Raw genomic sequence first — 13860 nt, 5'->3', positions numbered from 1 at the left:
CGCGATGAGCAGCACCAACGAGGAGAAGCTGCGCGGCTACCTCAAGCGGGTCACCACCGAGCTCCGGGACAGCCGGGCCAGGACCGCCGAACTGGAGGCCCGGGACACCGAACCGGTGGCGATCGTGGCGGCGGCGGGCCGGTTCCCGGGCGGGGTGGATACGCCGGAGGCGCTGTGGGAGCTGGTGGTGAACGGTGGTGACGCGATCGGTCCGTTCCCCGCCGACCGGGGCTGGCCCGCCGACCTGCACCACCCCGACCGCGACCGCCCCGGCCGGACCTACACCTCCGGTGGCGGGTTCCTCTACGACGCGGCCGAGTTCGACGCGGAGTTCTTCGGGGTCTCGCCGCGGGAGGCGGCGGCGATGGACCCGCAGCAGCGGTTGCTGCTGGAGGTGGCGTGGGAGTCGCTGGAGCGGGCCGGCATCAGGCCCGCCGAACTGCGCGGCACCCGCACCGGGGTCTGGGCCGGCGTCATGTACCACGACTACGGCAGCCGGTTCCGGCGCGCACCCGAGGAGTTGGAGGGCTACCTGGTCGTCGGCAGCGCCGGCAGCGTGGTCTCCGGCCGGATCGCGTACACGCTGGGCCTGGAGGGCCCGGCGGTGACGGTGGACACGGCGTGCTCGTCCTCGCTGGTGGCGATCCACTTGGCCGCGCAGGCGCTGCGCAGTGGCGAGGCGACCCTCGCGCTGGCGGGCGGCGTCACCGTGATGTCCACCCCCGCGACCTTCGTCGACTTCAGCCGCCAGGGCGCCAACTCGCCCGACGGGCGCTGCCGTTCCTTCGCGGCCGGGGCGGACGGCACCGGCTGGGCGGAGGGCGTGGGCGTCCTGGTGCTGGAGCGCCTCTCCGACGCCCGCCGCAACGGTCACCCCGTGCTGGCCGTCATCCGCGGCAGCGCCGTCAACCAGGACGGCCGCAGCAGCCAGCTCACCGCCCCCAACGGCCAGGCCCAACGCCGGGTACTGACCGAGGCGTTGCGCCGCTCCGGGCTGACGGCCCGCGACGTGGACGCGGTGGAGGCGCACGGCACCGGCACGGTGCTCGGCGACCCGATCGAGGCCGGGGCGCTGGTCGACGTGTACGGCAAGGGGCGCGGGGCGGACGACGAACCGCTCTGGCTCGGCTCGTTGAAGTCGAACGTCGGGCACATGCAGGCGGCGGCGGGTGTGGGTGCGGTGATCAAGACGGTGGCGGCGTTGCGGGCGGGTGTGCTGCCGCGGTCGCTGCACGCGGACGAGCCGTCGCCGCTGGTGGACTGGGAGGCGGGTGTCTCGCTGCTGACGGAGGGGCGGCCCTGGCCGGAGACCGGGCGGCCGCGCCGGGCGGGGGTGTCCTCGTTCGGGATCAGCGGCACCAACGCGCACCTGATCCTGGAGCAGGCCCCCGAGGAGGAGACGTCCGAGGACGAGCCGTCGGTGCTGCCGGTGCTGCCGCTGGTGGTCTCCGGCCGCACCGCGCAGGCCCTGCGGGCCCAGGCCGGGAAACTGCTCGCCACCGTGCCGGAGAAGGAACTCGCCGAAGCGGCAAGGGGCTTGGCGTCGACCCGGACGGCGTTCGAGCACCGCGCCGTGGTGCTCGGCGCCGACGGCGCCGAGCTGCGGGCCGGCCTGGCCGCCGTCGCGGCGGGCGGCCCGGCGGCGAACGCCGTGGTCGGCGCGGCCGCCGAAACCGACCGCACCGCCTTCCTGTTCACCGGCCAGGGCAGCCAGCGCCCGGGCGCCGGGCGGGAGTTGTACGACACCTTCCCGGTGTTCGCGGCCGCCCTCGACGAGACCGCCGCCGCCTTCGACGGACTCCTCGAACAGCCGCTGCTGGACGTGCTGTTCGCCGCCGAGGGCAGCGCCGGGGCCGCGCTGCTCGACCGCACCCGCTACACCCAGCCCGCCCTGTTCGCGCTCGGCGTCGCACTGCACCGCCTGGTCACCTCCTGGGGCGTCACCCCGCACCGGCTGGCCGGGCACTCGGTCGGCGAGATCACCGCCGCCCACCTCGCGGGCGTGCTCACCCTCCCCGACGCCGCCACCCTGGTCGCCGCCCGCGGCCGCCTGATGGACGCCCTGCCCGAAGGCGGCGCGATGCTCGCCGTCGAAGCCGCCGAAGCCCTGGTGCGGGCCGAACTCCCTACGGTGGAAGGGACGGTGGCGGTCGCCGCAGTCAACGGGCCGACCGCCACCGTGGTCGCCGGCGAGAGTGCCGCCGTCGCCGCCGTCGAGGACCGGTTCCGGGCCCTCGGCCACCGGGTCGCCCGGCTGCGGACCAGCCACGCCTTCCACTCCCCGCTGATGGACCCGATCACCGCCGAGTTCGGCCGGATCGCCGCGAGCCTGCCGCACCACCCGCCGAAGATCCCGATCCGCTCCGCCGTCGACGGCCGACTCCACGACGCCGTCCACCCGCTGACACCCGACCACTGGGTCGGCCACGTCCGGCGCGAGGTCCGCTACCTGGACGCCGTGCGCGGCCTGGCCGCCGACGGCACCACCGCGTACCTGGAACTCGGCCCCGACGCCGTGCTCACCGCCCTCACCCGGGCCGCCCTGGACGACGACCCCGCGACGGACGACCCCGAGGCTGACAACCCCGGGCCCGCGCTCGCCGCCGCCCTGCGCCGCGACCGCCCCGAGGCGCCGACCCTGCTGGCCGCGCTCGCCACCGTCCACACCCGGGGCACCGCCGTCGACTGGACCGCCGTGCTCGGCGGCCGCCCCGGCCGCGCCGACCGCCTCCCCACCTACGCCTTCCAGCACGCCCGCCACTGGTCCGAGGTCCCGTCCGAGGACGACGGCCCCGCCCGCGCCGGCGAACACGGCTTCTGGACCGCCGTCGAGCAGCAGGACCCGGCCCGGCTCGCCGAACTGCTCCAACTGCCCGACACCGCCGCCCGCACCGCGCTCGACGGGCTGCTGCCCGCGCTCGCCACCTGGCGGGCCGGACGCGAACGCCGCCGGGCCGTCGACGCGCTCCGCCACCGGGTGGCCTGGCGGCCGCTGCCCGAGACCGCGCCCCCCGCCGGGGACGGCCACTGGCTGCTGCTGACACCCGCCGTCGACGGGACGCCGGACGAGGCCGCGGCCCGGATCGGCCTCTGGCACGACGTGCTCGACCGCGCCCTGCGGCAGGCCGGACGCACCGCGCACCGGCTGGACGTCCCGGCCGGCACCGACCGGGACGGCCTGACCGCCCTGCTGCGGACGGCCCTCGACGGCCCCGACAACCCCGACGACCCCGACGTGGAGACCTCGAACGCGGCCGTGCTCGGCACCCACGCGGTGCTGAACGGCGTCGCCGCCGTCCGCGCCGGGCGGCCCGCCCCGGCGGGCGTGCTGTCGCTGCTGTCACTGGCCGACGGCCCCGTCCCCGGCCGCCCCGCCGTCCCGGCCGCGCTCGCCGACACCCTGCACCTGCTCCAGGCCGCCGAGACGCTCGGCCTGACCGCCCCCGTCTGGGCCGCCACCAGCGGCGCCGTCGGCACCGGCCCCGCCGACCCGCCCACCGCCCCGCAGGCCGCCGCCGTCTGGGGCCTCGCCGCGGCCGCCGCCACCGAGAGCCCCGGCTGGGGCGGCATCCTCGACCTCCCCGCCGACCCCGGCGGCCGCCCCGCCGCCCTCGCCGTCGCCGCCCTGCTCGCCGACGGCCCCGAAGCCGAACTCGCCGTCCGCCGCGAAGGGGTGTACGCCCGCCGCCTGATCGCCGCCCCCGCTCCCGAGGAGAGTGCCCCTGCCACGGAGGAGGGCGCGGCCGGAGCGGGGGAGGGGACGCCGGGCGGCCCGGCGCTGCCCGGGACGCGCGGAACGGTGCTGATCACCGGGGGCAGCGGGGCACTGGCCGGGCACACCGCGCGGACGTTCGCCCGCCGGGGCGCCGAGCGCCTGCTGCTGGTCAGCCGGCGGGGGGCGGACGCGCCCGGCGCGGCCGAACTCGCCGCCGAACTCGGCGAGCTGGGAGCCCGGCAGGTGGACTTCGCGGCCGTGGACGTGACCGACCGGGACGCCGTCGCGCGGCTGATCGGCGGCCTGCCCGCCGAGCTGCCGCTGCGCGCCGTGGTGCACACCGCCGCCGTGCTGGACGACGCGACACTGACCGGCCTGACGGACGACCAACTGGAGCGGGCGCTCGGCGCCAAGGCGCTGGCCGCCGCCCACCTGGACGAGCTGACCCGGGACCTGCCGCTGGACGCGTTCGTGCTGTACTCGTCCGCCGCCTCGGTGGCCGCCCTGCCCGGGCAGGCCAACTACGCGCCCGGCAACGCCGTCCTGGACGCGCTGGCCCAGCGCCGCCGCGCCGCCGGACACCCCGCCGTCGCGATCTCCTGGGGCCTGTGGGCGGGCGACGGCATCGCCGACCCGGCGGCGGCCGGACTGGCCGCCCGGCACGGGCACCGGCCGGTCGAACCCGGCACCGCGCTGGCCGCCCTGGACGACGCGCTCGCCGAGGGCACCGGCCACCTGCTGGTCGCCGACGCGGACTGGCCGGCCCTCGCCGCCGTCCGCCCGCACCCCCTGCTGGCCGAACTGCTGCCGCAGGGCCCGGCCGGGCCGACCGGGCCCGAACAGCCCGAACGGGCCGGCGGGCTGCGGGCCGAACTGGCCGGACAGGAACCGGCGGAGCGGCACCGCACCCTGCTGCGCACCGTCCGGGCGGAGGCCGCCGCCGTGCTCGGACGACCCGGCGGCGACGCCGTCGACCCGCAGCGCGGGCTGCGTGACCAGGGGTTCGACTCGATCGCCACCGTCGAACTGCGCAACCGCCTCGGTCGGCTCACCGGCCTGCGGCTGCCCACCACGCTGGTGTTCGACCACCCGACCGCGCAGGCCCTGACCGGGCACCTGTTTGACCTGCTCGACCTCCCCGTCCTCCCCGCCCCCGGGACGGAAGGCTCCGGCGCCCCGGACGGCACCGAACTGCTGTCCCGATTCGACGACTGGGAGCGGCAGTTCGCCGCACTCCCGCCCCACGACCCGTCCCGACCGAGGCTGTTGGCCCGCCTGGCCGCCCTCGCCGGCGCACCGGCCCCGGTCGGCGACGGCCCGGGGCCGGGGCTGTCCGACGCCGCCGACGACGAGCTGATCGCCTTCATCGACCGGGAGTTGGGCATCTCCTGACCCCGCAGCGCCCCACGGTGCCCCACGGCGCCCCTGCGGCACCTCGCCGCACCCCCTCCGAAAGCTGAGCACTCCCCGCACGAAGGGCGGAACCTTGAACGACGGCCGGATGCGGTACCTGCTGGAACGGGTCACCGCCGAACTGCAGCAGACCCGCCGGGAGTTGACCGACACCAGGGCGCGGGCCGCCGAACCGGTGGCGATCGTCGGCATGGCCTGCCACTTCCCCGGCGGCGTCGACTCGCCCGAGGACCTGTGGCAGCTGGTCGCCGAAGGCCGGGACGCGGTCGGGGAGTTCCCCACCGACCGGGGCTGGGACCTGGGCGCCCTGTTCGACACCGACCCGGACCGGCCGCGCACCTCGTCCACCCGGCGCGGCGCCTTCCTCGCCGACCCGGGCGGCTTCGACGCCGACTTCTTCGGCATCTCCCCGCGCGAGGCGCTGGCCTCCGACCCGCAGCACCGCCTGCTGCTGGAGACCGCCTGGGAGGCGCTGGAACGGGCCGGCATCCGTCCCGGCGACCTGCACGGCAGCCGCACCGGCGTGTACATCGGCACCAACGGCAACGACTACGTGCCCCCGGCCGGGACCGCCCCCGAGGAACTGGAGGGCTACCTCGCCGTCGGCAACGCCGCCTCCGTCGCCTCCGGCCGGATCTCCTACACCCTCGGCCTGGAGGGCCCCGCCGTCACCGTCGACACCGCCTGCTCGGCGTCCTCCGTCGCCCTGCACCTGGCCGTCCGGGCACTGCGCTCCGGCGAGGCCGACCTCGCGCTCGCCGGCGGCGTCACCGTCATGACGACCCCTCAGCTGTTCGTCGAGTTCTCCCGCCAGCACGGCCTCTCCCCGGACGGCCGGTGCAAGGCGTTCGCCGCCGCCGCCGACGGCACCGGCTGGTCCGAGGGCGCCGCCCTGCTGGTCGTCGAACGGCTCTCCGACGCCCGCCGCCACGGCCACCGGGTGCTCGCCGTGGTCCGCGGCAGCGCCGTCAACCAGGACGGCGCCTCCAACGGCCTCACCGCTCCGTCCGGCCCCGCCCAGCAGCGCGTCGTCCGGCAGGCCCTCGCCGACGCCGGACTCGACCCGCAGGACGTCGACGCCGTCGAGGCACACGGCACCGGCACCCGGCTCGGCGACCCGATCGAGGCCCAGGCGCTGCTCGCCTCCTACGGGGCGGACCGGCCCGCCGACCGGCCGCTCTGGCTCGGCTCGGTCAAGTCCAACCTCGGCCACACCCAGGCCGCCGCCGGGGCCGCCGGCATCATCAAGACCGTCCAGGCGCTGCGCCACGGCGTGCTGCCGCGCACCCTGCACGTGGACGCGCCCACCCCGCACGTCGACTGGGGGAGCGGGGCCGTCCGGCTGCTGACGGAGCAGCAGCCCTGGCCGCGCACCGGCACCCCGCGCCGGGCCGGGGTCTCCGCGTTCGGCGTCAGCGGCACCAACACCCACATCATCCTGGAGGAAGCCCCCGAGGAGGCCCTGGCGGAGGCCCCCGAACCGGACTCCGCCGGTGCCCCGACCGGCACCCTCGCCGACACCCCCGCCGAGGTCCGGGCCGACGTCCGGGCCGACGCCCCGGCGGGCCCCGTGCTGTGGCCGCTCTCCGCCCGCACCGACGCCGCGCTGCGCGCCCAGGCCGCCCGCCTCGCCGACCGGCTGCGCACCGCCGCCGACACCTCGCCGGCCGCCCTCGCCGCGATCGGCCACGCCCTGTACGAGGAGCGCACCGCCTTCGAGGAGCGCGCCGCCGTGGTCGGCGCCGACGCGCCCGCGCTGTTCGCCGCCCTGGACGCGCTGGCCGCCGGCGAGCCCTCGGCCGCCGTGGTGCGCGGCCGGGCCGCCGCCGACCCCAAGGTGGTGCTGGTGTTCCCCGGCCAGGGCGCCCAGTGGCTCGGCATGGCCACCGGGCTGCTCGACACCGCCCCGGTGTTCGCGGAGCGGATCGCCGCCTGCGAGAAAGCGCTTTCCCGCTGGGTCGACTGGTCGCTGGAGGACGTGCTGCGCGGCCGCGACGGCGCGCCCGGCCTGGACCGCGTCGACGTCGTCCAGCCCGCCCTGTGGGCCGTCATGGTCGCGCTCGCCGCCCTGTGGGAGTCCCACGGGGTGCGCCCCGACGCCGTGGTCGGCCACAGTCAGGGCGAGATCGCCGCCGCCGCCGTGGCCGGCGCCCTCGACCTCGACGACGCCGCCCTGGTGGTGGCCCTGCGCAGCCGCGCCATCACCGCCCTGGCCGGCACCGGCGGTATGGCCTCCGTCCCGCTGCCCCGCGCGCGGGCCGAGGAACTGATCGCCCCCTGGGCGGACCGGCTCTCGATCGCCGTCGTCAACAGCCCCGAGGCCGTCGTGGTGGCCGGCGAGACCGCCGCCCTCGACGAACTCCTCGCCCACGGCGAGGCCACCGGCCTGCGGGTCCGCCGCGTCCCCGTCGACTACGCCTCGCACTCCCCGCAGGTCGAGCGGCTGCGCGCCGAACTCGCCACCGCGCTCGCCCCGGTCACCCCGCGCACCGGACGCCTCCCGCTGCTGTCCGCCGTCACCGGCGACTGGATCGACACCCGGCTGCTCGACGGCACCTACTGGTACACCAACCTGCGGCAGACCGTCCGCTTCGAGGACGCCACCCGCCGCCTGCTCGACACCGGCCACCGGATCTTCGTCGAGGTCTCGCCGCACCCCGTCCTGACCGCCGCCGTCCAGGCCACCGCCGAGGACGCCGGACAGCCCGTCACCGCCACCGGCTCGCTGCGCCGCGACGAGGGCGGCCCCGCGCGCTTCCTCGCCTCGCTCGCCGCCGCCACCACCGCGGGCGCGCCCGTCGACCCGGCCGCCGTCCTCGGACCGCGCCCCGCCGCCCGCGTCGACCTGCCCACCTACGCCTTCCAGCACACCCGGCACTGGATCGACCGCCCCGCCGGCGCGGCCGGCGACCCGCTCGGCCTCGGCCTGCGCCCCGCCGGACACCCCGTGCTCGGCGCCGTCCTCGGCACCGCCGACGGCGGCGCCACCCTCACCGGGCGGCTCGCCGCCCACACCCACCCCTGGCTCGCCGACCACACCGTGCACGGCCGCACCGTCGTCCCCGGCACCGCGCTGGTCGAACTCGCCGTCCGCGCGGGCGACGAGACCGGACTGCCCGTCCTCGACGAACTCGTCCTCGAAGCACCGCTGCTGCTGCCCCGTCAGCAGGCCGTCGAGGTGCAGGTCACCGTCGGCGCGGCCGACGCCGCCGGCCGCCGCCCCGTCGAGGTGCACGCCCGCCCGCAGGACGCCGACCCCGGCCCCTGGCAGCGCCACGCCCACGGCCTGCTCGCCGCCGCACAGCCGGACGCGGACCCGCCCCAGGACGCCGAGTGGCCGCCGCCCGGCGCCGAACCCGTCCCCGTCGACGGCCTGTACCCGCGCCTCGCCGCCACCGGACGCGCCTACGGCCCGCACTTCCAGGGCCTCAAGGCCGCCTGGCGGCACGGCGACACCCACTACGCCGAGCTCGAACTCCCCGCCGAGGACCACGCCGACGCCGCCCGCTGGGGCCTGCACCCCGCCCTGCTCGACGCCGCCTTCCACCTCGCCGACCTCGCCGCCCCGGCCGCCGCCGACGGCACCGTCCCGCTCCCGTTCGCCTGGAACGCCGTTCGCCTGCACGCCACCGGCGCGCACACCCTGCGGGTCCGGCTGCGCACCACCCCCGACGGGGCCCTCGCGCTGGACGCCGTCGACCCCGACGGCACCCCCGTGCTCTCCGTCGCCGGCCTGGTCTCCCGCCCCGTCACCGCCGCCCAACTCGCCACCGCCACCCCGCTGTACGTGGCCGGCTGGCGCGAACTGCCGATCGGCGCCGAGGCATTGGGCGAATGGGCGGTGCTCGGCGCCGAGGACCCGTTCGGCCTCGGCGGCACCCGCCACGCCGACCCGGCCGCGCTCGCCGCCGCCCTGCGCGCGGGCACCGCGCCGCCCGCGCTCGCCTGGCTGCCCGTCACCGCCCGGCCCGGCACCCCGCCGGAGCAGGTTCGGGAGGTGCTGGGGGAGGTGCTGGCGACCGTCCAGGAGTGGCTCGCACAGCCCGAGTCGGCCGACGTCCCGCTCGCCGTCGCCACCCGGCACGCCGCCGCCCTCGACGGCGAGGACCCCGACCTGGCCACCGCCCCCGTCTGGGGCCTGCTGCGCAGCGCCCAGGCCGAACACCCCGGGCGGCTGCTGCTGGTCGACCTCGGCGACACCGTGCCGGGCCCGGGGGTCCTGCCCGCCGCCCTCGCCACCGCCCTCGCCGCCGGAGAACCCCAACTCGCCCTGCGTGAAGGCAGGTTGCACGTGCCGCGGCTCACCGCCGCCCCCGCTGGGGAGGCCGCCGGGGAGGCCGTCGGGTTCGACCCCGGAGGCACCGTCCTGGTCACCGGCGGACTCGGCCTGCTCGGCGCGCTCACCGCCCGCCACCTGGTCGCCGCGCACGGCGTCCGCCACCTGCTGCTGCTCGGCCGCCGTGGCGCCGACACCCCCGGCGCCGCCGAACTCCTCGCCGAACTCGCCGAGTCCGGCGCCGAGGCCCGGGCCGTCGCCGTCGACGCCACCGACCGGGACGCCCTCGCTGCCGCCCTCGCCGAGATCCCCGCCGCGCACCCGCTCACCGCCGTCGTGCACACCGCCGGGGCGCTCGACGACGGTGTGCTCACCGCCCTCGACCCGCAGCGGCTGGACACCGTGCTGCGCCCCAAGGCCGACGCCGCCTGGCACCTGCACGAACTCACCGCCGAACTCCCGCTCACCGCCTTCCTGCTGTACTCCTCCGCGGCCGGGGTCCTCGGCACCCAGGGCCAGTCCGGCTACGCCGCCGCCAACGCCTTCCTGGACGCCCTCGCCGCCCACCGGCGCGCCCGCGGCCTCCCCGCCACCTCGCTCGCCTGGGGCCTGTGGGCCGACAGCAGCACCCTCACCGGCCACCTCGCCGCCGGCGACCTGACCCGCCTGGCCCGCCAGGGCGTCCGCCCGCTCACCGCCGACGAGGGCCGCGCCCTGCTCGACGCCGCCCTCGCCGCCGGCCACCCCGCACCCGTCCCGCTCGCCCTCCGCCCCGCCGCCGAACCCGCCGCCGTCCCCGCCGTGCTGCGCGACGTCCTGCCCCGGAGCACCGGCACCGGCGGAACCGGTGCCGCCCGCCGCCGCGCGGGCACCGGCGGCACCGGCGACGGCCTCGCCGACCGGCTGCGCACCCTCGACCCGGCCCGCCGGCAGCAGACCCTGCTGCGCCTGGTCCGCACCGAGGCCGCCGCCGTCCTCGGCCGCACCGGCGGCGACGGCGTCGACGCCGAACGCGCCTTCAAGGAACTCGGGTTCGACTCGCTCACCGCCGTCGAACTCCGCAACCGCCTGGCCGCCGCGACCGGCCTGCGGCTGCCCGCCACCCTGGTCTTCGACCACCCCACCGCGCAGGCCCTCGCCACCCGGATCGGCCAACTCCTGCCCGGCGGAACGGCCGTGGCCGCCGCCGGGCCCGCCGTCCCGGCCGCCGCCGCCGTCGACCGGGACGACCCGGTGGTGATCGTCGCGGCCGGCTGCCGCTTCCCCGGCGGCGTCGAAACCCCCGAACAGCTCTGGGAACTGGTCGCCGAGGGCCGCGACGCCATCACCCCCTGGCCGACCGACCGCGGCTGGGACAACGACGCGCTCTACGACCCCGACCCCGACCGGCCCGGCCGCACCTACACCCAGTACGGCGGATTCCTGCACGACGCCGCCGAGTTCGACGCCGCGTTCTTCGGCATCTCCCCGCGCGAGGCCCTCGCCACCGACCCCCAGCAGCGCCTGCTGCTGGAGACCGCCTGGGAGACCTTCGAACGCGCCGGCATCGACCCGCACACCCTGCGCGGCAGCAGCACCGCCGTCCACCTCGGCGTCATGTACAACGACTACGCCGGCCGACTCCACACCCTCCCCGAGGAGTTGGAGGGCTACCTGCACAACGGCAGCGCCGCCTCGGTCGCCTCCGGCCGGATCTCCTACGCCTTCGGCTTCGAGGGCCCCGCCGTCACCGTCGACACCGCCTGCTCCTCCTCCCTGGTCGCGCTGCACCTCGCCGCGCAGGCCCTGCGCACCGGCGAGAGCGACCTCGCCCTCGCGGGCGGCGTCGCCGTGATGGCCTCCCCGGCCGGGATGGTCGCCACCTCCCGCCACCGGGCGTTCGCCCCCGACGGCCGGGTCAAGGCGTTCGCCGCCGCCGCCGACGGCACCAGCTGGGCCGAGGGCGTCGGACTCCTGCTGCTGGAACGGCTCTCCGACGCCCGCCGCCACGGCCACCCCGTGCTCGCCGTCCTGCGCGGCAGCGCCGTCAACCAGGACGGTGCCTCCAACGGCCTCACCGCCCCGTCCGGGCCCGCCCAGCAGCGGGTGATCCGGCAGGCCCTCGCCGCCGCCCGGCTCGACCCGTCCGAGGTCGACGCCGTCGAGGCGCACGGCACCGGCACCCGGCTCGGCGACCCGATCGAGGCGCAGGCCCTGCTCGCCACCTACGGGCAGCACCGGAGCGCCGAACAGCCGCTCTGGCTGGGCTCGTTGAAGTCCAACCTGGGCCACACCCAGGCTGCCGCCGGAGCCGCCGGCCTGATCAAGATGATCGGCGCGCTGCGGCACGGCGTCCTCCCCGCCACCCTGCACGTCGACGACCCCGCGCCCGAGGTCGACTGGTCCTCCGGCGGTGTCCGCCTCCTCACCGAGGCCCGCCCCTGGCCCGCGACCGGCCGCCCGCGCCGCGCCGCGGTCTCCGCCTTCGGCGTCAGCGGTACCAACGCCCACGTGATCATCGAGGAGCCGCCGACCGAGCCCCCGACGGAGCCGCAGACCGATCCGGCGGCCGAGCCGCAGACCGGCCCGTCGGCCGACACCGCGACCGACACCGCCGCCGGCGTGCCGCTGCCGTGGGTGGTGAGTGCCCGGAGCGCGGCCGCGCTGGTCGCGCAGGCCGGGCGGGTGGCCGACCGGCTGGACGGGACGCGGCACGCGCCCGCGGAGCTGGTCCGGACCCTGGCCGACGGCCGGGCCGCGTTCGAGCACCGGGCCGTGGTGGTGGCCGCCGACGCCGCCGGGGCCGCGGCCGGACTGCGGGCGCTGGCGGCCGGGGAACCGGCCGAGAACGTGGTGCGGGGCCGGGCCGACGGGGCGCCGCAGGTGGTGTTCGTGTTCCCCGGACACGGCTCGCAGTGGGCCGGGATGGCCCGCGAACTCCTCGCCACCGCACCGGTGTTCGCCGCCCGGATCGAGGAGTGCGCGCAGGCCCTCGCCCCGTACCTGGACTTCGACCTGCTCGCCGTGCTCCGGCAGGAGACCGACGCCGCCGACCTGGCCCGGGTCGAGGTCGCCCAACCCGCCCTGTGGGCCGTCCTGGTGGCGCTCGCCGCGCTCTGGGAGTCCCACGGGGTGCACCCGGACGCCGTGGTCGGGCACAGCCAGGGCGAGGTGGCCGCGGCCACCGTCGCCGGGGCACTCGGCCTGGACGACGCCGCGCTGATCGTCGCCGCCCGCAGCCGCATCCTGGCCCGCCTGGTCGGCCAGGGCTCGATGGCCTCGCTGGCGCTCTCCGCCGAGGAGGCCGAACGGCGCCTCGCCGCCTGGCCCGGCCGGCTCTCGGTGGCCACCGTCAACGGCCCCGGCCAGGTGGTGGTGGCCGGGCAGCAGGACGCCCTGGACGCACTGCTCGCCGCCTGCGAGGCCGACGGCGTCCGGGCCAAGCGGCTGCGCAACGCCACCCTGGCCGGGCACTCCCCGGTGATCGACCAGGTCCGGGACGAACTGCTGGCCGCCGTCGCCGCCGTCCGCCCCCGCCCGGGGCGGCTGCCGCTCTGGTCCACCGTCACCGCCGCCCCCGTCGAGGGCACCGCACTGGACGCCGCGCACTGGTACCGCAACCTGCGCGAGACCGTCCGCTTCGCCCCCGTCGTGGAGCAACTCGCCGACACCGCAAGGACGCTGTTCATCGAGGTCAGCCCGCACCCGGTGCTCACCGGCGCGATCCAGGACACCCTGGACGCCGGGGGTCGCGGCGGGGCCGCCGCCGAGACGCTGCGCCGCGACCACGGCGGCCCCGACCGCTTCCTGCTCGCCCTCGGCACCGCCCACACCCACGGCGTCCCGGTCGACCTCGGCCCGCTGACCGCCGGGGCCCGCCGGGTTCCGGCCGCGCTGCCCACCTACCCGTTCCAGCGCCGCCGCTACTGGCTGGACGCCGAACTCGGCCCGCTCACCGGCGCGTTCGCGCTGGAGACACCCGCCGAGGACGACACCCCGGAGGTCGGCGCGTTCGCGGCCGGACTGGCCGCCCTGCCCGCCGCCGAACGGGACGCCGCCCTGCTCGACCTGGTGCGCCGACAGGCCGCCGTCGCGCTCGGCCACCCCGACGAGGACGAGGTGTCCGCCGAACGGCCGTTCCGCGACCTGGGGTTCGAGTCGCTGACCGCCGTCGACCTGCGCAACCGGCTGAACACCGCGACCGGGCTGAAGCTGCCCGCCACGCTGCTCTTCGACCACCCCACCCCCGTCGCCGTCGCCGCCCACCTGGCCGCACAGCTGGACCGCGCCGCCGCCCCGGCCGGGAGCACCGAACTGCCCGACCTGCTGGAGAAGCTGGAGCAGTCCCTGCCCGGCACCGACGCCGACCGCCGGGAGCTGGCCGCCCGACTGGCCGCCCTCGCCGCCCGCCTCGCCCCCGAACCCCTCCGGGAACCCGACCCCGAACCCGACCTCGACCTCGAACTCGCCGACGACG

Annotated in this window: 1 protein-coding gene and 1 pseudogene; both read left to right on the top strand. The window is 78.0% G+C overall.

Annotated features, from left to right (window positions below):
- Positions 1-4: 4 nt before the first annotated feature.
- On the top strand, positions 5-5107 hold the full coding sequence (locus tag ACIQBJ_RS33345) for a type I polyketide synthase (RefSeq protein ID WP_400718284.1): 5103 nt from the start codon (positions 5-7) through the stop codon (positions 5105-5107).
- A 94-nt stretch (positions 5108-5201) separates the two neighbouring features.
- A pseudogene (locus ACIQBJ_RS33340) lies at positions 5202-13631 on the top strand (type I polyketide synthase); the annotation flags it as partial.
- Between the last annotated feature and the right edge of the window lie 229 nt (positions 13632-13860).

It is taken from the genome of Kitasatospora sp. NPDC088391 (genome assembly GCF_044753345.1).
In the GTDB taxonomy this organism is placed as follows: Bacteria; Actinomycetota; Actinomycetes; order Streptomycetales; family Streptomycetaceae; genus Kitasatospora.
The sequence above is the reverse complement of the archived record's forward strand: the minus strand, read 5'-3'. Positions and strand labels throughout refer to the sequence as shown.

Excerpts from the sequence above, each read along its gene's own strand:
- ACIQBJ_RS33345 (WP_400718284.1), top strand. The coding sequence starts at position 5 with ATGAGCAGCACCAACGAGGAGAAGCTGCGCGGCTACCTCAAGCGGGTC.